Raw genomic sequence first — 23,056 nt, 5'->3', positions numbered from 1 at the left:
AAGGAGACAGAAAAATGCGCTATTTAGCACTATTAATTATAGTTATACCCGCAATAGATATTGGAGTCCTGCTGTTATCAGGTAAAACGATTGGACTTTTTCCAACGATTGCTTTTATTATTTTTACAGGTGTCGTCGGAGCTTATTTGGCAAAAAGAGAAGGACTGCAGACGATAAAAAGAGTACAGGAGCAGCTTTCATATGGTCAAATTCCTGGTGAATCTCTTCTAGATGGCATTTGTATATTAATTGGCGGAACGCTCCTTTTAACACCTGGGTTTATTACCGATTTATTCGGATTTTTATTGTTGTTTCCGCCGTCTAGGAAGCCTTTTAAGTTTCTTATGATTAATGCACTAAGGAAGAGAATCGAAAAAGGAAATAAAAAAATTATTAAATAAAAACGTCAACTTCCAAATCGGAGTTGACGTTTTTTATATCAAATTTCTTTCCCTTTAATAAATGTCCAAAGGTCGTGAAAGACATTTGCTCGATAGAGGGTGCTTAGGATAACCAATGTAACCGGACCAACAATTAACCCTAGGAAACCGATTAATTTAAATCCGACAAACAAGGCAATTAAGGTTGCTAATGGATCTAGTCCAATATTAGATGAAAGTATTTTGGGCTCCATTATTTGTCTTTGAACAATAACAAGTAAATAGAGAACACCTAAACCTATTGCAAGTGCCATGTCCCCTGTAATAATCTCAAAAATAATCCATGGTACAAAAACGGCTCCGGTACCAAGGTAGGGAATAATATCAACGATACCCGTTATTAAAGCGATTGTAATCGCATAATCAACCCGGAGGATTAAAAGGCCGATTAAGATAATGACGGTTGTAATTGAAATGAGGGTCAATTGTGCCTTTAGAAAACCGAATAAAGCCTTCTGCAAATCAACAAATACAGTTTTACCACTTGATTTAGCCTTTTCAGGTAAAATGCGACTGCCAAGACGTGAAAATCTGTCCCAATCCTTACTAATAAAGAAGGTTGCTAAGAAGGAGAAAATTAAAACCGTTGCAGCATTAGGGAACCATGATAATATCATTGGAATGTTGCCAAATAGATTTTGCAGGAAGCTGCCAACAGTTGTTCCAATGGTCGTGCCTACATTTTCAATATTCGTTATGATTGTATTTTGCTGCCCATCTTTTAGTTGGTTAAACATACTAGTTAATTGATTATAAAGAGGGATTATTTGAGCAGTAATAAACTTCTCAATGTAGCTTATTAAAGTATCCAAATGCTGTGGAACAACTCTAGCCAGGTAGTTCGCTCCGGAAACAATTTCAGCCACTAATAGCGTGATTAAGCCAGCAGCAAAGGCAAAAATGCTGATTAATGCTACAAAAACAGCTAATCCCCTAGGCATGCGAAGTTTTTTTTCAAATATGTTAACAATTGGATTGATGAAAAATGCAATTACTAAGGCAATTAGAAATGGATAAGTCACTTTTGACAAATAATAAAATGATAGAAATGCCAGGACAACGATGGCGATCACCAAAATGAACCTTATCGTTCGAAATAAGTACTTTTTCTCCAATAACATGCCTCCTTCACTTATAGTATTGGTAGCTCTAGTTTAACATTTTTTGTACAAACCTGCATGATTTTCCATATTTGGTTTTAGAAATAGAAAGGATGAAATAATATGATTAATGGGTCATTATTGTTCTTGTTACTGCTATTAATAATTGGACTTATCGTAAAAAACAACTCATTGCTGATTGCTATTATTGTATTAATCGTATTAAAATTGGGTGGACTAGATTCAAAAACCTTCAGCTTTATCCAGAGTAAAGGAATTAATTGGGGAGTTACCGTAATAACGATTGCTGTTTTAGCTCCAATTGCTTCCGGTGAAATTGGATTTAAGGATTTATCCAGTGCTTTTAAATCACCTCTTGCTTGGGTGGCTCTTATTTCTGGCATGCTTGTTGCTCTATTAGCCAAGGGTGGAGTTTCTTTATTGGAGCATGATCCGCATATTACAACAGCACTTGTTTTAGGGACCATTCTATCTGTATCTATTTTCAAAGGGGTGGCAGTTGGGCCTCTAATTGGCGCTGGAATAGCCTATACAGCCATGAAAATGATTGATTTTTTTAGTTAGCAATTTTGTAAAATAATATTTTTTTGAACTTTTCAGCTCCTTTTCGTTCACAAAAATCTGATAATTGTTTATAATAGGACTTGAAAGCGCATCCTTTTTTACATAAGTCACATAAATATGCTAGATTACTTGTAATATAACTTTTTTATTAAAGAAAAGTTACTTTGCTTGTTGGACCAATCCCGAGCAAGCGCTCAATCTAGATATTTGTTAAAAAGAGGCGCGTAATAGTAATTCTTAGACAATGTTTGAAATGAAGAATTTCTTTCAACATAGCTGTGGCCGATAACGGTTTTAGCTAATAAAATACTTCTTTTTTACAAATGGGTAATGGGTAATGGGGAATTTATAATGAGAAGGAGAGATTTTCTATGACAGTAACACGTGGTCTTGAAGGGGTAGTGGCAACAACTTCTTCTATCAGCTCAATTATTGATGATACGTTAACGTATGTTGGGTATGACATTGATGATTTAGCTGAAAATGCAAGCTTTGAAGAAGTAATTTATTTATTGTGGCACCGCAAATTGCCAACAGAGCCTGAACTAGCAGAATTAAAAAAGCAGCTTTCTGTGAATGCCGCACTACCTCAGGAAGTGATTGAGCATTTTAAGATGTATCCAATTGATAAGGTTCATCCTATGGCTGCGCTCCGTTCAGCTGTTTCATTATTAGGTCTTTATGATGAAGAAGCAGACTTAATGGATTCAGAGTCAAACTATCAGAAGGCGATTCGACTTCAAGCGAAAATGCCTGCAATTGTAACGACTTTTGCACGCGTTAGAAAAGGTCTTGAGCCAATTGCGCCTAGAACAGATTTAAGCTTTGCTGCTAACTTCCTTTACATGTTGTCTGGTCAGGAGCCTGACGAGATTGCAGTAAAAGCTTTAGACAAAGCACTTGTTTTACATGCAGATCATGAACTTAACGCATCTACATTTACGGCAAGGGTTTGTGTGGCTACTTTATCAGATGTTTATTCTGGTGTAACCGCTGCAATTGGAGCACTTAAAGGACCACTGCACGGTGGCGCAAATGAAGCCGTAATGAAAATGCTTAAAGAAATTGGTACAATTGAAAATGTTGAGCCATATGTTCGCGAAAAGCTCGCGAAAAAAGAAAAAATCATGGGATTTGGCCACCGAGTTTATCGCTTAGGTGATCCTCGTGCCAAGCATTTAAGAGCAATGTCCAAAAAATTAACTGAGTTAACAGGCGAACCACATTGGTATGAAATGTCTGAAAAAATCGAAAGCATCGTTACTGGCGAAAAGAAATTACCGCCAAACGTAGATTTCTACTCAGCTTCCATGTACCACAGCTTAGGTATTGACCATGACCTATTTACACCAATCTTTGCAGTAAGCAGGGTTTCTGGATGGCTTGCTCACATCCTAGAACAGTATGAAAACAATCGTCTAATTCGTCCACGTGCTGAATATACAGGTCCTGGCATGCAGACATATGTACCAATTACTCAAAGAGGTTAATAAAAATATTTTACTTTTTGCCTAAAAATTGTTCTAATAGGATTGTATGAAAAGGTTAAAGATTGCAAATCTTTAACCTTGGATTCAATCTTTACTGGATATTGGCAAAATTATTACGATGGATACATAACGGGAGGGAGAACAACTATGCAAGGCGAAAAAATCACAGTAACAAACGGGGTTCTAAATGTACCAAACAATCCAATTATCCCATTTATCGAGGGTGACGGTATCGGTCCAGATATCTGGGCAGCTTCTGAGAGAGTTTTAAATGCTGCAGTTGAAAAAGCTTATAAAGGCGAGCGCAAATTAGTATGGAAAGAAGTTCTAGCCGGAGAAAAGGCATTTAACCAAACTGGTGAATGGCTGCCAAAAGAAACTCTTGATGTAATCAACGAATATTTGATTGCGATCAAAGGTCCACTTACTACTCCTGTTGGCGGTGGAATTCGTTCATTGAACGTTGCACTTCGTCAAGAGTTAGATTTATTTGTATGCTTGCGTCCAGTAAGATGGTTTGAAGGTGTTCCTTCACCAGTAAAGCGTCCACAAGATACTGATATGGTTATCTTCCGTGAAAATACTGAAGATATTTATGCTGGAATCGAATATGAAAAAGGCACAGAAGCAGTTAAGAAAGTAATCGACTTCCTTCAAAACGAAATGGGCGTAAACAAAATTAGATTCCCAGAAACTTCAGGTATCGGTATTAAACCAGTTTCTGAAGAAGGAACAAGTCGTCTAGTACGTGCAGCTATTAATTATGCGATTAAAGAAGGCCGTAAATCTGTTACACTTGTTCACAAAGGAAATATCATGAAGTTCACAGAAGGCGCATTCAAAAACTGGGGTTATGAGCTTGCTGAAAAGGAATTTGGCGATAAAGTATTTACTTGGGCTCAATATGACCGCATTAAAGATGAACAAGGATCTGATGCTGCAAACAAAGCACAGGCAGAAGCAGAAGCAGCTGGCAAAATTGTAGTTAAAGATGCAATTGCTGATATCTTCTTACAGCAAATCCTTACACGTCCTCGTGAGTTTGATGTTGTTGCAACGATGAACTTAAACGGAGACTTCATTTCTGATGCTCTTGCAGCACAAGTAGGGGGAATTGGAATTGCTCCTGGAGCAAACATCAACTATGAAACAGGACATGCTATTTTCGAAGCAACACATGGTACTGCACCTAAATATGCAGGACTTGATAAAGTAAATCCTTCATCCGTTATTCTATCAGGTGTATTACTGCTTGAGCACTTAGGCTGGAATGAAGCAGCGAAAATGGTCATTAAATCAGTAGAAAATACGATTGCTTCTAAAGTAGTAACGTATGACTTCGCGCGTTTAATGGACGGAGCAACAGAAGTTAAAACATCTGAGTTTGCGGATGAATTAATTAAGAATATGGAATAATAGTAAGCATTACGCACCTAGAGGCTGAATCTTAACAAGGATAATCAGGGCTGTTTTCGAACAGCCCCATTCGACTATCGACAATAATACTTTCAAAGGGGAGAGTTTAAAATGTCTTTAAAGCGTAAAAAGGTTTCCGTAATTGGTGGAGGTTTCACTGGTGCTACAACTGCATTCTTGCTTGCACAAAAAGAATTAGGCGATGTCGTTTTAGTTGATATCCCACAAATGGAAAACCCTACAAAAGGAAAAGCATTAGATATGCTTGAAGCAAGTCCTGTTCAAGGTTTTGATGCGAATATCACGGGTACATCTAATTACGAAGATACTCGTGATTCAGATATCGTTGTTATTACGGCAGGTATTGCTCGTAAACCAGGAATGAGCCGTGATGATTTAGTTCAAACAAACCAAAAAGTAATGAAGAGTGTAACGGAGCAAATTGTGAAGTACTCTCCAAACTGTACAATTCTAGTATTAACAAACCCAGTAGATGCCATGACTTACACTGTTTTCAAAACATCTGGATTCCCTAAGAATCGTGTAATTGGTCAATCTGGTGTCCTTGATACAGCCCGTTTCCGTACATTCGTGGCGCAGGAATTAAATTTTTCTGTTAAAGATATTACCGGTTTTGTTTTAGGCGGCCACGGTGATGATATGGTTCCACTTGTACGTTATTCTTATGCTGGTGGTATTCCACTAGAAACGTTAATCCCTAAAGATCGTTTAGAAGCTATTGTCGAGCGTACTAGAAAAGGCGGCGGCGAAATCGTTAACCTTCTAGGAAATGGCAGTGCTTATTACGCTCCAGCAGCATCACTAGTTGAAATGTGCGAGGCTATCCTAAAAGATCAGCGCCGCGTTCTTCCTTCAATTGCTTACCTTGAAGGAGAATTTGGTTACGAAGGTATCTATCTTGGTGTACCAACAATCCTTGGTGCAAACGGAATTGAAAAAGTAATCGAGCTTGATCTTACTGCTGAAGAAAAAGCAGCTCTTGATAAATCGGTTGAATCAGTTCAAAATGTTATGAAAGTTTTAGTGTAAGATATAAAAATTCGGGGAAAACCTTCCCCGAATTTTTTCTACTATTAATGAAACCGTTTACAAAGGAGCGTAAAGAAATGCTTTTAGGGAAAAAAAGAAAACTAGGCAGAGAAATTAAAGAAATTTCAGTCGGAGAGAAATTAGCTTTAACTGAAAAAATAGAAGATAAAGACATCCTTCTTTATTTAGGTTTAACGGATGATGCCAATCCTCTATATATTCAGCATGATTACGCATCCCAGACACCCCATAAAAAACCGATTGTTCCAAGCATTATGCTGACAGGAATGATTACCTCGGCTGTTTCTAAGTACTTACCAGGACCAGGGAGTCATATCTTAAGCCAGGATATCCACTTTCCCAAACCGGTTTATCATTACGGTACAGTCCACTTGCTGTTGGAAATTGTCGAAGTTAATCGAGATGATCACACAGTGATGATGACGGTAGTTGGAACAAATGAAAAAGACGAAGTGGTAATTAATGGAAAACTTAAGGTTTGTCCTCCTTATCGCTTAGGTGGAATGGATGCTGACGTGTTAGATAATTTTTAAAATCAACAAGGAATGTTATCCACATTCCTTTTTTTCGTTTCAAGGTTGATAGAGGGTATTCTTTTTATTTCTATATTATAATGGAGTGAGGTGGCGAAATAGATAAAACTCTCGGAGGTTATTATGAAAAATAAGGTACTAGTTGTAGACGATGAACAGTCAATTGTAACATTGCTCCAATATAATTTAGAACAAGCCGGTTTTGACGTAATCACGGCAATGGATGGATTAGCAGGCAAACAATTAGCTGAAACGATGGCACCTGATATTATTGTTTTAGATTTGATGCTTCCGAATATGGATGGAATCGAAGTATGTAAGGATCTTCGACAACAAAAGATTATGACTCCGATTCTGATGTTAACAGCGAAGGATGATGAGTTTGATAAAATCTTGGGTCTAGAGTTAGGTGCTGACGATTATATGATCAAGCCATTCAGTCCAAGAGAAGTGGTTGCCAGGGTGAAAGCAATCCTAAGAAGAGTTCAAATGCAGCCAAAAACGAATGAAGTAGACCAAAATGAGGGCTCAACTATCATCATCGGGAACCTTCAAATCTTCCCTGAGAAATACGAAGCGTATTTTAGAAATCAGCAATTAGAATTAACCCTAAAGGAATACGAATTGCTGCATTATTTAGCTCAAAATAAAAATCGTGTTTTAACTCGCGACCAATTATTAAGTGCAGTTTGGAATTATGAGTTTGCTGGAGATACTCGTATTGTAGATGTTCATATTTCACATCTTCGTGAAAAAATTGAAGAGGATACGAAGAAACCTTCTTATATTAAAACGGTACGGGGACTAGGTTATAAACTCGAGGAGCCGAAGATTGAATGAGTAAATTCCACACAAAACTTCTTTTTGCACTAATAACACTAATCATTATTGGCTTAGTTGGTTTGGAAATTTTGTTAGGTCAGTTATTTAAAAGTAACTACTTGGATACATACAATGAACGCTTAAATAAAGAAAGCAATTTTCTAAGTATGTATATTGAAAATAACGGTGGAGTGAATTCAATCGATCATGACGAAGTATTGAAAATAAGTAAAATACTTAATGTGAGACTTGCAATCACAGACACCAAAGGGGTCCTCCTTTTTGACAGCGGAGAAATGGAGACATCCAATAAAAACGGGATAAAAGAAAATATTAATGAAGTAATAGAAGAAAAACCAAATAATGAAACCAAGCTAGTGGAGCATGATGATTATGACTTACACTATTCATGGAAACCCGTTTCAAAAGCAGGGGAGAAAGAAGGTTACCTGTTCGTTATCACAAAAACGGACGAGCTCAAAAAAGCTTACGGGCAAATTTGGTGGATACTATCCATTAGTTTAGTTATGGTGCTGATCGTCTTTGTTTATCTTGGATATCGAATAACAGCGAGATATATGAAGCCAATAGAAGCAGCCACGAATGTAGCCATAGAATTGGCGAATAGAAATTACCGCACAAGGATAGAAAGTAATGAATTAAACGAAACGAGCAGGTTAACCTCTTCCCTTAACATTTTAGCGCAAAACCTAGAGGAAATGAGTAAAGCTCAAGAAATGCAGCAAGATCGTTTAAGTGCACTGATTGAAAATATGGGAGCCGGACTGCTATTAATTGATAGCAGAGGCTTCATCAATTTAATTAATAAGGGATACGTCGAAATCTTCAAAGTGGACTTAGAGGATTCCTTAAATAAAATATATTATGAAGTCATTGAGCAGGAAGAAATCTGTCATGTCATAGCCGAGGTTTTCCGTACGGAACAAAAAGTCAGTAAACATCTTCTTCTTCCATTGGGAATCGAGAGAAGATACTTTGATGTTTATGGAATCCCCATTATCGGCATAAATAATGCTTGGAAAGGAGTTCTACTGGTTTTCCATGACATTACGGAAATTAAAAAGCTTGAGCAAATGAGAAAAGATTTTGTAGCGAATGTTTCACATGAGTTGAAAACACCTGTTACCTCCATTAAAGGTTTTTCTGAAACATTAATAGATGGTGCGATGAATAATCCTGATACGCTGGAAGCCTTTTTATCCATTATCAATAAAGAAAGCAATCGGATGCAGTCACTGATTCAGGATCTACTTGATTTTTCTAAAATTGAGCAGCAGGAATTTAAGTTGAACATTCAGAACTTTGACCTCTACGAATTAATTAAAGAGGTTATCATGATGCTTAATAAAAAAGCAAAATCCAAAGATATTCGTCTAGAACATGAGTTTAATAGGGAAGAATTATATATACAAGGCGATCATGACCGCTTAAAGCAGGTATTTATTAATATCATAACCAATGCAATCTTATATACCCCGCCAAACGGTTATGTAAAAGTATCACTTTTTGATTACGAGAAGACTGTGAAAGTCCATATAAAGGACACAGGTGTTGGAATCAAGCAGGAGGAAATTCCTCGTATATTCGAACGGTTTTATCGTGTTGACCGTGCGAGAAGCCGGGACTCTGGGGGGACAGGACTTGGATTAGCGATCGTAAAACATCTAGTTGAAGCACATCATGGGAACATTAAGGTGAAAAGCGCCCCTGGCGAAGGCAGTGAGTTTATCATCGAATTACATAAATATATAAATTAATGAAAGGGGTAAATGGATGGAAAAGAAGAAATTAGTATTAATAGACGGGAATAGTATTGCTTACCGTGCGTTTTTTGCACTGCCCCTGCTAAATAACGATAAAGGCATACACACAAATGCTGTATATGGTTTTACCATGATGCTTAATAAGATAATGGAGGATGAAAAGCCAACCCATATACTAGTGGCATTTGATGCGGGGAAAACAACATTCCGGCATAAGACTTTTGGTGACTATAAGGGCGGCAGACAAAAAACACCGCCAGAATTATCCGAACAATTCCCATATATTCGTGAGCTTCTCGACGTTTATGGAATAAAACGCTATGAGCTTGAAAATTATGAGGCTGATGACATTATTGGAACGCTTGTCTTATCTGCTGAAAAGGAAGGCTATGAAATCAAAGTTATTTCAGGAGATAAAGATTTAACGCAGCTTTCCTCTGAACATACGACGGTTGGTATTACTCGTAAAGGAATTACTGATATCGAGGAATACACGCCTCAGCATGTGATGGAAAAGTATGGCTTAATCCCTGAGCAAATTATCGATATGAAGGGGTTGATGGGTGATCCCTCAGATAATATACCAGGTGTACCAGGTGTTGGAGAAAAAACAGCGATTAAGCTGCTAAAGGAATTTTCAAGTTTAGAGAATTTATTAGAATCCATCGATCAGGTGACGGGAAATAAGTTGAAAGAAAAGCTAGAAGAATTTAAGGAACAAGCAAAGATGAGCAAGGAGCTTGCTACGATTGAGAAGCAGGCGCCAGTAGAAGTTTCTGTAGAAAATGCTCTTTACGAGGGATTTGAAAGAGAAAAACTTGTAGCTTTATATAAAGAGCTTGGATTTCATACCTTATTAGAAAAGTTAGGTGGAGACACATCAAGCAATGAACAGCTTGAACTTGAAGATATTGAGTTTGTGACACCAGATGTGATAACCGATGATTTGTTTGCTAATGATAATCACTTTTATGTTGAAATGCTTGATGATAATTATCATTATGCCGATATTATTGGTTTTTCACTTGTAAATGAAAATGGATATTATTACTTTCCAACAGAGTTAGCCACACAGTCCGAGAGCTTTAAAAAATGGGCGGAAGATGAAACAAAAAGGAAAAACGTCTATGACGCAAAGCGGACAGAGGTTTCTTTAAGGAGGTTTGATATCCATTTAAAAGGAGTTAATTTTGATACATTAATGGCTTCCTATATTATTAATCCCTCTGATACCATTGATGATATTTCAACTATTGCAAAAAAGTATGGGATTCAAATCCAATCAGATGAGTCGTTTTATGGAAAAGGGGCTAAGAGGAAAATACCTGAAGCAACGCTAACAGCTGAGCACCTTGTTCGAAAAAGCCTTGCAATGTTTGATTTGAAACAAAAACTGGAAGACGAGTTAAAAACAAATGAACAATATGAATTGTTTACGCAGCTCGAAATGCCATTATCACTTATTTTAGCGGATATGGAATCTTGCGGAATCAAGGTTGACAGTGAACGCCTCCAAAGGATGGGCAGCGAAATTCATGACAGGCTGATAGATATCGAAGGAAATATTTATGATTTGGCTGGGGAAAAGTTCAATATTAATTCAACCAAGCAATTGGGTGTGATTTTATTTGAAAAATTAAACCTGCCATCCTTTAAGAAAACGAAAACAGGTTATTCTACTTCTGCTGATGTTTTGGAAAAATTAGCAAATGATCATGAAATCATTGACCATATTCTTCATTACAGACAGTTAGGCAAGCTACAGTCTACCTATATTGAAGGACTCTTAAAGGTGATAAATTCAAAAACGGGTAAAATTCATACACGGTACCAACAGACCTTAACATCAACGGGCAGATTAAGCTCGATTGATCCGAACCTGCAGAACATTCCGATTCGATTAGAGGAAGGACGGAAAATCCGCCAGGCATTTGTGCCGTCAGAGCCAGGATGGATTATATTTGCAGCCGATTATTCGCAAATCGAGCTAAGGGTATTGGCTGATATTGCTGGTGATGAAAAATTGATTCAGGCATTTAAGGATGACCTTGACATTCACACAAAAACGGCGATGGACGTATTCCATGTGAATGCAGACGAGGTAACCTCCAATATGAGAAGGCAGGCAAAGGCAGTTAACTTTGGGATTGTCTATGGAATTAGTGATTATGGTCTTTCACAGAGCCTCGGGATTACACGAAAGGAAGCGGGTCTGTTTATTGACCGGTATTTAGCCAGCTACCCTGGGGTGAAAGAGTATATGGACGATATCATTCATTCCGCTAAACAAAAAGGCTATGTCTCTACCCTGCTGCAAAGAAGAAGATATATTCCTGAAATCACCCATCGGAATTTTAACATTAGAAGCTTTGCTGAAAGAACGGCGATGAACACTCCGATTCAGGGAAGTGCAGCAGATATTATCAAAAAAGCGATGATCGATATGGCTGATGCGCTGAAGGATTATGGGTTGAAAACTAGACTGCTTCTCCAAGTGCACGATGAACTCATTTTTGAAGCACCAGAAGAGGAAATCGAAACACTGAAGAAATTAGTTCCTGATGTTATGGAAAATGCCCTCGAATTAAAAGTGCCATTGAAAGTAGACTACTCATATGGCCCAACGTGGTTTGACGCGAAATAGAAAAGCGGAAGCGCCTTGTCCAAGGAAAAAAGCAGTTCATTTTTTCCCAGGGGCGACAGGCATAAGACGAGCCGGCAAGAAGGTTGCTCTTTAACCTTCTTGTCGGATTGGCTTATGACCCCGAGCCCCTAGGCGCTGCAGCTGGACAGCGATAAGGTGGAGTTGTTAATATGCCAGAACTACCTGAAGTAGAAACCGTAAGAAAGACGTTAAAACAGCTTGTTTCATATAAACAAATTGAGAATATAACTGTTCACTGGGCGAAAATTATTAAAAGCCCAGTTGAAGTTGAACAATTTATTGACGCCCTTAAAGGAGAAACCATTGAGGACGTTGGCAGAAGAGGAAAGTTTTTAATCATCTATACGAACACCTTTGCTCTTGTTTCCCATTTAAGGATGGAAGGAAAGTACGGACTATATCCAAAAGAAGAACCGTATGACAAACATACTCATGTCATTTTTCATTTTACCGATGGAACTGAACTACGGTATCGAGATGTTCGTAAATTTGGAACCATGCACCTGTATAAAAAAGGGGAGGAATTTCTAAAACCTCCGCTTATTGACCTCGGACCAGAGCCGTTTTCAAAAGAGTTCACAAAGGAATATTTATCTGAGAAGCTGAAAAAGACAACCAGAAAGCTGAAACCAGCACTCCTAGATCAAAAGTTCTTTGTCGGACTAGGTAACATCTATGTAGATGAAGCTCTGTTCCGGTCAGGAATCCATCCTGAAAGGCTCGCTAATTCTTTGAGTGAGGCTGAATTAACCTTACTGCATCAAGAAATTATTAAGACCTTAGATGAAGCGGTTAAAAAAGGAGGAAGCACCATTCGTTCCTATGTAAACTCACAAGGGGAAATTGGTATGTTCCAGCTTGAATTATTTGCCTACGGACGTAAAGGGGAAGAATGTAAAAACTGTGGAACACCGCTCGAAAAAACGACTGTTGGCGGTCGTGGAACGCATTTTTGTCCTAGCTGCCAAAAGCTTTAAGTAGTAGAAGTGTAATGACATTTTAATAACAAAGGATAGGCTCCTCCCATATACTATCGTAGTGATTGACGGAAGGAGCCCTAGATACATGTTTCAATTGTTCTCACTTCTCCTGCTGGCTTTTGCTCTCAGTCTTGATAGCTTTAGCGTAGGGTTTACGTATGGACTTAGAAAAATGGTACTGCCGCTAAAATCATTGCTCATTATTGCAACCTGTTCAGCCATTTCATTAATGATTGCTGTTTCAATCGGTCATGCCCTAGAAAATATCCTATCCCCTAATATCACAGCAAGCCTTGGCGGTTTTATTTTAATTGCTCTAGGAGCTTGGGTATTGTATCAATTTTTCAGGCCGGAAAAAGATAAGGAGTCTGATCTGCTCGAACATGAAAAGCTGATTATTAATTTTGAAATCCGCTCGTTGGGGATAGCAATAAATATTTTAAGAAAACCAATGTCAGCGGACTTTGACCGTTCGGGTACGATTACTGGAATCGAAGCTTTCATGCTGGGCTTCGCCTTATCCATCGATGCATTTGGTGCTGGAATTGGAGCTGCGATGCTTGGATTCTCTCCCTTTTATTTAGCCGTAAGTGTTGCAGTAATGAGTTCTTTATTTCTACTTTTAGGAATAAAAAGCGGTGCTTTTTTTCATAAAATTAATTTGGTCCAAAAGTTCGCTTTTTTACCAGGGGTTTTATTAATTATTATTGGTATTTTGAAATTATGAGCAGGGAAAGGAAAAGAGGATGTCACTAGTAATCGGATTAACAGGCGGAATAGCCAGTGGAAAAAGTACTGTTTCAAATATGATAAAAGAAATGGCCATTACTGTCATTGATGCAGACGTAGAAGCCCGCCTTGCCGTTGAAAAAGGAGAACCAGCCTATCAAAAAATCATTGCTGAATTTGGTGATGATATTTTATTGCCTAGCGGAGACATTGATAGGCAGAAGCTTGGTTCGCTAATTTTTCATAACGCTGAAAAACGACAGCTCTTAAATGGCATCGTTCATCCTGAGGTTAGAAAAAGGATGAACAATCAAGTGGAAGCAGCGAGGATGCGCGAGGAACAAATAATCGTCCTCGATATTCCGCTCCTGTTTGAAAGTAAGCTAACATATATGGTGGAAAAAACAATTCTTGTCTATGTAGATAGAGATATCCAGCTAAAAAGGCTGATGGAACGCAATGACCTGTCATTAGAAGACGCAGAGGCAAGAATAAAATCCCAAATGCCGCTTTCAGATAAAGTAGCACTAGCCGACGCCGTCATCAACAATAATGGGTCTATCACCGAATCAAAAAAACAGCTCATTGAGATTTTGACAGGCTGGGGAATAACAACTCCATAATACAATTAAAAGAAGGGGCCAGCCCTTCTTTTTTTTATGCTTTTGAATCAGATATACTGACTAGACAAAGAAACTTTCAAACATAATGGTTTGCAATATGTCTGAATTGTAAAACATTTTTAAAATTCCGCACTTTATATATCACTTATTCGGTTAAATATGTTATACTAATTACATCAAAACAAGTTAATGAGTATAACATATTACGGAAGGGGCCGTACAATGAAGGCGAGAATTGCAATTAATGGTTTTGGGAGAATTGGAAGGATGGTTTTTAGAAAAGCGATCCTTGAAAATAAGCTTGATATAATTGCTATTAATGCGAGCTATCCAGCAGAGACATTAGCTCATTTAGTAAAATATGATACGGTTCATGGACCATTTCAAGGGGATATCATAGCTCTGGATGAAGAGCTAATCGTAAATGGAAAAAGAGTGAAGCTATTAAACAATCGGAATCCTGAGCAGCTTCCATGGAAAGAGTTAAATATTGATGTGGTTATTGAAGCGACTGGAAAATTTAACTCACGAGACAAGGCGAGTCTGCACCTTGACGCAGGGGCAAAAAAGGTAATCATTACTGCACCGGGCAAGGACGAGGATATTACGATTGTTATGGGAGTAAATGAGGAAAAACTTGATATGACTCAACATGATGTGATTTCCAACGCATCATGTACAACAAACTGTCTGGCACCTGTTGCAAAAGTGCTGGAAGAAAAGTTTGGAATTGAAAATGGTTTGATGACAACGATTCACTCGTATACAAATGACCAGCGTAACATCGATAATCCACATAAAGATTTACGAAGAGCTAGAGCGTGTGGACAATCTATCATCCCAACCACGACTGGGGCGGCTAAAGCGTTATCATTGGTATTACCTCAGTTAAAGGGGAAGCTGCATGGAATGTCACTTCGTGTGCCTACACCAAACGTTTCTCTAGTAGATTTAGTAGTCGATTTGAAACAAGATGTTACGGTGGATGATATCAATCAGGCCTTTGTGGAAGCTAAAAATGGTCCATTAAAGGGGATTATCGATTTTACAATGGAACCGCTTGTATCCGTTGATTTCAATACAAATCCATACTCTGCTATCATTGATGGATTATCAACAATGGTTATGGGTACTAGGAAAGTGAAAGTGCTGGCATGGTATGATAACGAATGGGGCTATTCTTCCCGCGTTGTTGATCTTACCTTACATGTCGCACACTTAATGGCGAATTCAAATTCAGTGAAAGTCGGATAAAACAAAAATGCTGTCATTTGACAGCATTTTTTTGTAGATTTTTCAATGGACCTCGCATAATATAGTTTGAAATTTGGTTTTTTTTCTGAGGAGATTGGCCCTTTAAACAAAGTTACTAAAAAGTTGTAAAAAATTTTAGATTGATAGGTTGCAAAAAAAATATAAACTTAGTATACTAGTCATCGTGAACTTCTTGAAATTAGGTAGCTATTAATTACTTAAAGGGTTAGGACCTCTCTGGACTAACTTTCCCCCGTGGTAATTACTTTGGTACCGTCAATATAAGGATTTCAAGAATGAAGCGAAAATGTTTAGAGGGGGAAAAATGAATATGGAAACAATGGGACGTCACGTTATCTCTGAATTATGGGGATGCGATTTTGAAAAATTGAATGATATGAATTTTATTGAACAAACTTTTGTCGAAGCAGCTCTTAAATCTGGTGCGGAAATTCGCGAAGTAGCATTTCATAAATTTGCACCACAAGGCGTAAGCGGTGTTGTCATTATTTCTGAATCTCACTTAACGATCCACAGCTTCCCTGAGCACGGGTATGCAAGTATTGATGTGTATACATGCGGCGATTTAAATCCCAATGTTGCAGCGGATTATATTGCAGAAGCATTGAATGCACAAACACGTGAAAATATCGAAATTCCACGTGGTATGGGTCCTGTTCATGTAAAACAGGCAAAAGCTCTTTAACTTTATAAATTAAAAACAGCGAGAGGTGTATTTATAGTACACCTCTTTTTATTTTTTTCGTAAAGTATTGTAAACTAAGAGAAAAGAATATTTTTGGAGGGTACAATGTCAGTCATTCGCAATTTATTTATTCGTTTTAGCAAACAAATCGAAACATCCGATCAACAAAAAGACAGCTCACTAACCACTCATTATTACAAAGCTACATTTAACCAGGTGTTTAATTCTGTTGAGGAGTTATTTAGGCAGGATGCAGATTGTAGAATTGTTACGGTATCCAAAGATCATGGTGAAATTGCCGTAGAAATTAATAAACCGATACCTTGTTTTCTAATCGTAACGGTGGTTACTGTGAGAGGAATGGAAACGGCTGTAGACTTTAACATCTCTTCCGAAAAGTTTTCACCGATTGGCCTGTATCCAATTTTAAGAAAAAGGCTCATTTCCTATTACGAGAAAATGAACAAATTACATACTCTTGTTAGAATCGGAAAAAGCTCATAATACTTCTTGTGTTACCGTTTTCTTTCTAATAAGATAAATAGTAGATATTATACTTATGTAGTGATTGATTTGGGAGTTGATCAAATGAAGTGCCCTTCATGTCAAAATTATGGTACACGTGTGCTTGATTCCCGGCCGGTAGATGAGGGTCGTGCAACCCGAAGAAGACGTGAGTGTGAGGAATGTGGTTATCGTTTTACGACATTCGAGAAGATTGAAGAAATTCCACTTATTGTCGTCAAAAAGGAAGGTACAAGGGAAGAATTCAGCCGTGATAAAATTTTACGAGGCTTAATTAAAGCTTGTGAAAAACGCCCCGTTGCTTTAAAAGAATTAGAGGATATTACCCAAGGGGTTGAAAAAGAACTGCGCAGTCAAGGAATATCAGAAATAAAAAGTGAATTGATTGGTGAAATGGTCATGGACAGGCTTGCGCATGTGGATGAAGTGGCATATGTGCGCTTTGCCTCCGTTTACCGTCAATTTAAGGATATAAACGTTTTTATTCAAGAATTAAAGGAATTGATAAACAAGGAGAAATCCTAAGGAGCTAAAGAGGTCTTTGGCTCTTTATTACTTTTATTAAAGGGTGAATGAAATGGCGCAGCATTGGCAGGAATTGATTCCGATTGACCGTTATCTTGTTACGTCAAATGGATTGCTGCATGAATATGATCGCAAAGTGTTGACTTTTTTGTATCAGCCCTTAATCGGCTCAACATGTTTAAGCTTATATATGACTCTCTGGGCTGAGCTTGAAGAAAATAGACTGTGGTCTGAATCCTCCACCCATCATTTATTGATGAATTTGTTAAGTGTCAATTTAAAGGATATATACGAAGCAAGGTTGAACCTTGAGGGGATCGGGTTATTAAAAACATATGTGAAAAGTGATGAAAGTGGACGATCTTTTATTTATGAACTTCATCCACCGTTAAATCCAGAGCAATTCTTCCTTGATGGAATGCTAAACATTTATTTATATCGTAAAATTGGGAAAAACCATTTTTCTAGGTTAAAACGGTTTTTTAGTGATAAGCAAAAGTCATTGGAAGAGGACTATGTAGAGGTGACAAGAGCGTTTCAGGATGTGTTTGCTTCGGCAACTCCTGGCAGTCTTCAGTATATGCAGGAGCATTCTGAGGAATTGGAGGCAGAACCTGCTCAAGAATTTATTGGCAGGCAGGACCAGAAGCCCATTCAAATTGATACCAGCGCCTTTGACTTTGAAATGTTAATGGCGGGTCTAAATGAATCGCTGGTTCCTCAGAAATCACTCACCAAAAAGGTAAAAGAGGTTATTAGTAACCTTGCCTTTCTATATGGAATCAGCCCAATCGAAATGAAAAACTTTATATTAGGGGCCATTAATGAAAAGGATGAAATTGATATCGAGGACCTTAGAAAAGGGGCACGAGATTGGTATCAATTTGAAAATTATGATCAGCTTCCGAGTTTGATAAATAGAACCCAGCCGGCTGTTCACCTGGTCCAGTTGACGGAGCCGAAAACGCAGGAAGAAACTTTAATTCGCTATTATGAAACCACACCGCCAATTGTCATTTTTAAAGAACTCTCGGGAGGTGTGGAACCTTCTGTTTCGAATCTAAAAATATTAGAAGAAGTCATGATAAAATATAAACTTCCCCCTGGCGTTGTCAATGTATTGATCGAGGTTGTCCTGAGAAAAACAGACATGAAGTTTACAAAGGGATTTGTTGAATCAATTGCAAGCCATTGGGCCCGGCTTAAAATAAAGACCGTGAAGGAAGCGATGGAAGCGGCCAGGAAAGAAGAACGCAGCTTCAAAGACAGTAAAAAGACAGGGAAATCTACGAAACAAAAACCTATCCGGACTGAAGTATTACCTGATTGGTTTGACGATAAAGGAAAAGAAAGTGTTAAAGAGCCTGCTAAAGAAAATAACACAGAGCTTGAAGCAAGAAAACGTGCCATTGAAGAAAAGCTAAAAGCCTTTCGTAAATAGGGGGTGAGAGTAAATGGAAAAAATTAATCGGACACTTAAGCGTTTAGCCTCAAATGAAAGTTTTCAGAAGCGATATGAAGAGCAGAGGAAGCAAGTCCTAAATCACCCTGATATTCAAGCCTTGTTAACAGAGCACCAAAATGAGCTCAATCAGGCAACGATTGAGAAAAGCATGAGCAAGCTTTATGAGTATACCCAGCAAAGTAAAGAATGTAATCGCTGTGAGAGTCTTGATGGCTGTATTAATTTCATGAAAGGGTATCACCCAGAGTTGGTAGTGGTACGAAACTCTATTGATGTGGTGTATAAGCGCTGTCCTCGAAAAGTGATGGCAGATGAACACAAGAAAAATCAAAAGCTTATTAAAAGTTTATACGTTCCAAGAGACATATTGGAAGCGACGTTTGAGGACTTCGAAGGTGACGAAGGCCGTCTAGATGCAGGAGATAAGGCTGCCACCTTTTTAATGAATTACGAGGCAGGTCAAAAGCCAAAGGGGCTGTATCTCTATGGGATGTTTGGAGTGGGGAAGTCCTATTTGTTAGGAGCTATAGCCAACGAGCTTGCTAAGAAGCAGATTTCGTCAATGATTGTTTATGTTCCTGAGCTGCTGCGCGAAATGAAAAGTGCAATTGGTGATAATACCTTGAATGAAAAAATAGAAGCTCTGAAGAAAGAATCGATTCTCATGCTGGATGATATCGGGGCTGAAGCTGTTTCCAGCTGGACACGGGATGAAGTATTAGGCCCCATCCTTCAATTCAGAATGCTTGAAAAGCTGCCAACCTTTTTCACCTCTAATTTTGACTTTCAAGGACTTGAGCACCATTTAACCTACAGTCAACGTGGTGAAGAGGAAAAGATGAAAGCACGGAGAATCATGGAAAGAATTCGAAGTTTAAGTGAACCAGTGCTGGTTGAAGGGCCAAATCGGCGCGATTAATTGAAATATATAAAGGATTACCGATTTAGTTTCGGTAATCTTTTTATTTTTTTTCACAATATAGGTGTATCTCTGATGTCTTAACTTCTATTTTGGCCAAGTCCCCCATATAAATAGTAAAACAGAGTATGGGTGAGAGGGGGGATTTGGTTGGCTGAAATCATCTTCCGAAGCAAGATGGATGCGAAGAGATTTTATGATCACTTGCTGAAGTGCTTACGAGGTAATCCAAATAATCAAGATATTCTTCTTTTAGAAGATCGATATATAGTAAAGGTTTTAGACAGAAAGGTAAATTTTGAGAAGGTTAAACATGCATTTTATGAATTTATCGTAAAAATAAAGCGTGATGATTGGTTTAGAGCTATTTTACAAGATCAATATTTTTTCGAGGATCCTGAGGAACTGCAGCATATCATGGAGATTATTTATTCTGTTCTTGAAGGCCAGCGGGAAGACCTGTCTGTTTTAATTAGGGAAAATGGGGAAGAACCAAACATTAGAGAAGCAGTTGAGGAAATCTTTCAGGATAATGTCTCCTTTTCTTTTGATTCCTTCCTTAAATTTCGGTTGCGTCCTTATTTAAAAGTATTAGAGAGTTACGTGGAAATATCAATCGACGAGTATAAAATGGAGCAGGAATATCAAATGTTTATCCAAACATTAAGAGATTTTTTAACAGGACGTGAGCCAAAAATGGACACGCTGCATCTTTTGTTTGATGAAGAAATTACCTTCTTTGATGAAAAATTTGAAGAGATAAAAAGAGGTGAGCTGATGAGAATGATAGACCGGAAGCTTTTATTTAATCATCCAGTCTATGTAGATTCTGCTTCAATTGCACCCTTATTATCGATTGCTCCTAAAAGCATACTGCTCTATACGAAAAATCCAGAGGAACCGCTGGTAAGGACCATCAAAAACATTTTTGAAGAAAGAGTTTTAGTAAAATCATTCAAGGGTTTGCGTCATACAAAGGAATGGATTCAGCAGAAAAACAATGCAAATGAAAACGGGGCTTAAAAGATTTGTAAAATTGTGTGTTTGCTGTATTGATTTTTCAAAAATTAATCATTATAATAACCTACATAGTAAAATATGCAGCAAAAAGTAATGATAAGGACAACAGTATTTATTCACGGTTACCAGAGAGGGAGGACCCGGCTGAAAGCCTCCTAGCACGGATTGAATGCTTACCACCTTTAAACTTCAGCGGTGAACGCTTCTTTGAAGTGAGTAATCGCCTGACGGGAAACAGCCCGTTACCCTGTCCTAAAGTCATTTTTTAAAGATTTTTTTAAAAATGAAAAATTGGGTGGAACCACGTGTTTATTAAACTCGTCCCTTTTCCAGGGACGGGTTTTTTTATTATTTAGAGCGTTTTTTTTTAATAAGACGCTACATTCAAAAGGAGGAGTTACCATGTCAGACGTTGTTAAGATTTCGTTTCCAGATGGAGCAGTGAAGGAGTTCCCTCGTGGAACAACAACGGAAGATATTGCCTTTTCCATCAGCCCGGGATTGAAGAAAAAAGCAATTGCCGGAAAATGGAATGGTCAATTATTTGATCTTCGCCGTCCAATCGAAGAAGACGGATCGATAGAAATCGTTGTCCCTGAGTCAAAAGACGCGTTGGAGATTTTGCGTCATAGTACAGCTCACTTAATGGCTCAAGCGGTTAAAAGGCTGTACGGAAAAGAAGTAAATCTTGGAGTAGGACCAGTAATTGAAGGCGGTTTTTATTATGATATCGACCTTGAAGAATCGATTACTCCAGAAGACCTTCCGAAGATTGAAAAAGAAATGGCGAAAATCGTCAATGAAAATATTGAGATCGTTCGTAAAGCAGTAAGTCGTGCGGAAGCCGTACAGCATTTCAAAGCTGAGGGTGACCCATACAAGCTAGAATTAATTGAAGCAATTCCTGATGATGAGACAGTAACCATTTATGAGCAGGGTGATTTCGCTGACCTTTGCCGTGGTGTTCATGTTCCTTCAACTGGGAAAATAAAAGAATTTAAATTGTTGAGCATTGCCGGAGCATACTGGCGCGGTGACAGCAAGAATAAAATGCTTCAGCGTATTTACGGAACAGCTTTTTTCAAGAAAGAAGATTTAAAAGAGCATCTTCGTTTATTAGAAGAAGCAAAAGAGCGTGACCACCGTAAAATCGGAAAAGAATTGAACCTGTTTACAAGTTCACAATTAGTAGGTCAAGGCTTGCCATTATGGCTTCCAAAAGGTGCAACAATTCGCCGTGTTGTTGAACGATACATTGTTGATAAAGAGCAGCGCCTTGGATATGACCATGTATATACTCCAATCATGGGGAGTGTGGATTTATATAAAACTTCAGGCCACTGGGATCATTACCAGGAGGATATGTTCCCGGTAATGGATATGGATAACGAGCAATTGGTTCTTCGTCCAATGAACTGCCCGCACCATATGATGGTGTACAAAAATGCAATCCACAGTTATCGTGAGCTGCCTATCCGTATTGCTGAGCTGGGGACAATGCACCGCTACGAAATGTCAGGAGCTTTATCAGGACTTCAGCGTGTTCGCGGAATGACTTTAAATGATGCTCATATTTTTGTTCGTCCGGACCAAATTAAAGACGAATTTAAACGAGTTGTTAATCTTGTTTTAGCGGTATATAAAGACTTTAACATTAATGACTATTCCTTCCGTCTTTCCTATCGCGATCCGCAAGATACTGAAAAGTATTTTGATGATGATGCGATGTGGGAAAAAGCGCAAGGTATGCTGAAGGAAGCAATGGATGACCTTGGTCTTGATTATTATGAAGCTGAGGGTGAAGCTGCATTCTACGGTCCTAAACTTGATGTTCAAGTAAAAACAGCTTTAGGTAAAGAGGAAACTCTTTCTACAGTTCAATTAGATTTCTTACTTCCGGAACGTTTTGATTTAACTTATGTGGGTGAAGATGGCAAGCAGCACCGCCCAGTTGTTATCCACCGTGGAGTTGTATCAACAATGGAACGCTTCATTGCCTTCTTAATCGAAGAATACAAAGGTGCTTTCCCGACTTGGTTAGCTCCAGTACAGGTTCAAGTAATACCTGTATCACCAGAGGCACACTTTGATTTTGCAAAACAGGTACAGGAACAGCTTCAAAATGAAGGCTTCCGCGTGGAATTAGATGCCCGTAATGAAAAAATCGGCTACAAAATCCGTGAAGCCCAAATGCAAAAAATTCCATATATGCTCGTTGTCGGAGACAAGGAAGTAGAAGAAAATGCCGTTAACGTCCGCAAATATGGCGAGCAAAATTCAGCAACAGAGCCATTCGCACAATTCCTCGAATCATTACTTGCAGAAGTGAAAAGAGGATAATTCACAAAAAAGTTGTGTGGAACTAATTTTTGATTTTTGCACCTGTTGATTGGAATGGAAGGCA

At 38.2% G+C, this 23,056-nt stretch carries 21 protein-coding genes; 20 read left to right on the top strand and 1 reads right to left on the bottom strand.

What is annotated here, in order from left to right:
• Positions 1-14: 14 nt before the first annotated feature.
• Positions 15-401: an FxsA family protein gene (locus tag MLOOGBEN_RS19895; protein WP_179160020.1), complete on the top strand. Its 387-nt coding sequence runs from the start codon at positions 15-17 to the stop codon at positions 399-401.
• A gap of 38 nt (positions 402-439) precedes the next feature.
• On the opposite strand, the gene ytvI is transcribed toward MLOOGBEN_RS19895, so the two are convergent.
• The gene (ytvI, locus tag MLOOGBEN_RS19890) at positions 440-1,555 is read right to left on the bottom strand and encodes a sporulation integral membrane protein YtvI (RefSeq protein WP_179160019.1); all 1,116 of its coding nucleotides are present in this window, start codon (positions 1,553-1,555) and stop codon (positions 440-442) included.
• Between the two features lie 108 nt (positions 1,556-1,663).
• On the opposite strand from ytvI, the gene MLOOGBEN_RS19885 reads away from it, so the two are divergent.
• The 19 genes from MLOOGBEN_RS19885 (at position 1,664) to thrS (ending at position 22,992) form a co-directional block, all read left to right on the top strand.
• Positions 1,664-2,125, top strand: a complete 462-nt coding sequence (locus MLOOGBEN_RS19885; protein WP_179160018.1) for a DUF441 domain-containing protein — start codon at positions 1,664-1,666, stop codon at positions 2,123-2,125.
• 371 nt (positions 2,126-2,496) lie between these two features.
• Positions 2,497-3,615: a citrate synthase gene (gene citZ, locus MLOOGBEN_RS19880; protein WP_179160017.1), complete on the top strand. Its 1,119-nt coding sequence runs from the start codon at positions 2,497-2,499 to the stop codon at positions 3,613-3,615.
• Positions 3,616-3,762: 147 nt separating this feature from the next.
• Positions 3,763-5,031: an NADP-dependent isocitrate dehydrogenase gene (gene icd / locus MLOOGBEN_RS19875; RefSeq protein WP_179160016.1), complete on the top strand. Its 1,269-nt coding sequence runs from the start codon at positions 3,763-3,765 to the stop codon at positions 5,029-5,031.
• A 111-nt stretch (positions 5,032-5,142) separates the two neighbouring features.
• Positions 5,143-6,081 (top strand): malate dehydrogenase, encoded by a 939-nt coding sequence (gene mdh, locus MLOOGBEN_RS19870; RefSeq protein ID WP_179160015.1) that lies wholly within the window; start codon positions 5,143-5,145, stop codon positions 6,079-6,081.
• A 77-nt stretch (positions 6,082-6,158) separates the two neighbouring features.
• Positions 6,159-6,635, top strand: a complete 477-nt coding sequence (locus tag MLOOGBEN_RS19865; protein ID WP_179160014.1) for a MaoC/PaaZ C-terminal domain-containing protein — start codon at positions 6,159-6,161, stop codon at positions 6,633-6,635.
• 123 nt (positions 6,636-6,758) lie between these two features.
• Positions 6,759-7,475, top strand: coding sequence for a response regulator transcription factor (locus MLOOGBEN_RS19860; RefSeq protein ID WP_179160013.1), 717 nt, complete (start codon positions 6,759-6,761; stop codon positions 7,473-7,475).
• Complete coding sequence (gene pnpS / locus MLOOGBEN_RS19855; protein ID WP_179160012.1) at positions 7,472-9,235, top strand: two-component system histidine kinase PnpS; 1,764 nt, start codon at positions 7,472-7,474, stop codon at positions 9,233-9,235. Before MLOOGBEN_RS19860 ends, pnpS begins: the two co-directional genes overlap by 4 nt.
• Before the next feature lie 16 nt (positions 9,236-9,251).
• Positions 9,252-11,885, top strand: a complete 2,634-nt coding sequence (polA, locus tag MLOOGBEN_RS19850) for a DNA polymerase I (RefSeq protein WP_179160011.1) — start codon at positions 9,252-9,254, stop codon at positions 11,883-11,885.
• Positions 11,886-12,055: 170 nt separating this feature from the next.
• Positions 12,056-12,883 carry a DNA-formamidopyrimidine glycosylase gene (gene mutM / locus MLOOGBEN_RS19845; protein WP_179160010.1) on the top strand — a complete coding sequence of 276 codons (828 nt, stop codon included), beginning with the start codon at positions 12,056-12,058 and terminating at the stop codon, positions 12,881-12,883.
• A gap of 88 nt (positions 12,884-12,971) precedes the next feature.
• The gene (gene ytaF, locus MLOOGBEN_RS19840) at positions 12,972-13,613 is read left to right on the top strand and encodes a sporulation membrane protein YtaF (RefSeq protein WP_179160009.1); all 642 of its coding nucleotides are present in this window, start codon (positions 12,972-12,974) and stop codon (positions 13,611-13,613) included.
• A gap of 19 nt (positions 13,614-13,632) precedes the next feature.
• Positions 13,633-14,238, top strand: a complete 606-nt coding sequence (coaE, locus tag MLOOGBEN_RS19835; protein WP_179160008.1) for a dephospho-CoA kinase — start codon at positions 13,633-13,635, stop codon at positions 14,236-14,238.
• A gap of 222 nt (positions 14,239-14,460) precedes the next feature.
• Positions 14,461-15,492, top strand: coding sequence for a glyceraldehyde-3-phosphate dehydrogenase (locus MLOOGBEN_RS19830; protein ID WP_179160007.1), 1,032 nt, complete (start codon positions 14,461-14,463; stop codon positions 15,490-15,492).
• A gap of 331 nt (positions 15,493-15,823) precedes the next feature.
• Positions 15,824-16,198 carry an adenosylmethionine decarboxylase gene (gene speD / locus MLOOGBEN_RS19825; RefSeq protein ID WP_095248884.1) on the top strand — a complete coding sequence of 125 codons (375 nt, stop codon included), beginning with the start codon at positions 15,824-15,826 and terminating at the stop codon, positions 16,196-16,198.
• A gap of 105 nt (positions 16,199-16,303) precedes the next feature.
• Complete coding sequence (locus MLOOGBEN_RS19820; protein ID WP_179160006.1) at positions 16,304-16,702, top strand: hypothetical protein; 399 nt, start codon at positions 16,304-16,306, stop codon at positions 16,700-16,702.
• Between the two features lie 84 nt (positions 16,703-16,786).
• A complete protein-coding gene (gene nrdR, locus MLOOGBEN_RS19815; RefSeq protein ID WP_045523558.1) occupies positions 16,787-17,248 on the top strand; it encodes a transcriptional regulator NrdR in 462 nt (153 codons plus the stop codon).
• 52 nt (positions 17,249-17,300) lie between these two features.
• Entirely contained in the window at positions 17,301-18,689 is a 1,389-nt protein-coding gene (locus MLOOGBEN_RS19810; RefSeq protein ID WP_179160005.1) for a replication initiation and membrane attachment family protein, read from the top strand.
• Between the two features lie 13 nt (positions 18,690-18,702).
• Positions 18,703-19,632, top strand: a complete 930-nt coding sequence (dnaI, locus tag MLOOGBEN_RS19805) for a primosomal protein DnaI (RefSeq protein ID WP_179160004.1) — start codon at positions 18,703-18,705, stop codon at positions 19,630-19,632.
• Between the two features lie 150 nt (positions 19,633-19,782).
• The gene (gene ytxC, locus MLOOGBEN_RS19800; RefSeq protein WP_179160003.1) at positions 19,783-20,655 is read left to right on the top strand and encodes a putative sporulation protein YtxC; all 873 of its coding nucleotides are present in this window, start codon (positions 19,783-19,785) and stop codon (positions 20,653-20,655) included.
• A 399-nt stretch (positions 20,656-21,054) separates the two neighbouring features.
• On the top strand, positions 21,055-22,992 hold the full coding sequence (gene thrS, locus MLOOGBEN_RS19795; protein ID WP_179160002.1) for a threonine--tRNA ligase: 1,938 nt from the start codon (positions 21,055-21,057) through the stop codon (positions 22,990-22,992).
• Positions 22,993-23,056: the final 64 nt, after the last annotated feature.

The organism is Bacillus sp. EB106-08-02-XG196, assembly GCF_013396335.1.
In the GTDB taxonomy this organism is placed as follows: domain Bacteria; phylum Bacillota; class Bacilli; order Bacillales; family Cytobacillaceae; genus Neobacillus.
Note: the sequence above shows the minus strand (reverse complement) of the source record. Positions and strands in the feature narration are given on the sequence as shown.

Excerpts from the sequence above, each read along its gene's own strand:
- MLOOGBEN_RS19895 (WP_179160020.1), top strand. The coding sequence starts at position 15 with ATGCGCTATTTAGCACTATTAATTATAGTTATACCCGCAATAGATATT.
- thrS (WP_179160002.1), top strand. The coding sequence starts at position 21,055 with ATGTCAGACGTTGTTAAGATTTCGTTTCCAGATGGAGCAGTGAAGGAG.
- polA (WP_179160011.1), top strand. The coding sequence starts at position 9,252 with ATGGAAAAGAAGAAATTAGTATTAATAGACGGGAATAGTATTGCTTAC.
- nrdR (WP_045523558.1), top strand. The coding sequence starts at position 16,787 with ATGAAGTGCCCTTCATGTCAAAATTATGGTACACGTGTGCTTGATTCC.
- mdh (WP_179160015.1), top strand. The coding sequence starts at position 5,143 with ATGTCTTTAAAGCGTAAAAAGGTTTCCGTAATTGGTGGAGGTTTCACT.
- ytaF (WP_179160009.1), top strand. The coding sequence starts at position 12,972 with ATGTTTCAATTGTTCTCACTTCTCCTGCTGGCTTTTGCTCTCAGTCTT.
- MLOOGBEN_RS19865 (WP_179160014.1), top strand. The coding sequence starts at position 6,159 with ATGCTTTTAGGGAAAAAAAGAAAACTAGGCAGAGAAATTAAAGAAATT.
- MLOOGBEN_RS19885 (WP_179160018.1), top strand. The coding sequence starts at position 1,664 with ATGATTAATGGGTCATTATTGTTCTTGTTACTGCTATTAATAATTGGA.
- coaE (WP_179160008.1), top strand. The coding sequence starts at position 13,633 with ATGTCACTAGTAATCGGATTAACAGGCGGAATAGCCAGTGGAAAAAGT.
- MLOOGBEN_RS19860 (WP_179160013.1), top strand. The coding sequence starts at position 6,759 with ATGAAAAATAAGGTACTAGTTGTAGACGATGAACAGTCAATTGTAACA.
- pnpS (WP_179160012.1), top strand. The coding sequence starts at position 7,472 with ATGAGTAAATTCCACACAAAACTTCTTTTTGCACTAATAACACTAATC.
- speD (WP_095248884.1), top strand. The coding sequence starts at position 15,824 with ATGGAAACAATGGGACGTCACGTTATCTCTGAATTATGGGGATGCGAT.
- MLOOGBEN_RS19830 (WP_179160007.1), top strand. The coding sequence starts at position 14,461 with ATGAAGGCGAGAATTGCAATTAATGGTTTTGGGAGAATTGGAAGGATG.
- MLOOGBEN_RS19810 (WP_179160005.1), top strand. The coding sequence starts at position 17,301 with ATGGCGCAGCATTGGCAGGAATTGATTCCGATTGACCGTTATCTTGTT.
- icd (WP_179160016.1), top strand. The coding sequence starts at position 3,763 with ATGCAAGGCGAAAAAATCACAGTAACAAACGGGGTTCTAAATGTACCA.
- citZ (WP_179160017.1), top strand. The coding sequence starts at position 2,497 with ATGACAGTAACACGTGGTCTTGAAGGGGTAGTGGCAACAACTTCTTCT.
- mutM (WP_179160010.1), top strand. The coding sequence starts at position 12,056 with ATGCCAGAACTACCTGAAGTAGAAACCGTAAGAAAGACGTTAAAACAG.
- MLOOGBEN_RS19820 (WP_179160006.1), top strand. The coding sequence starts at position 16,304 with ATGTCAGTCATTCGCAATTTATTTATTCGTTTTAGCAAACAAATCGAA.
- dnaI (WP_179160004.1), top strand. The coding sequence starts at position 18,703 with ATGGAAAAAATTAATCGGACACTTAAGCGTTTAGCCTCAAATGAAAGT.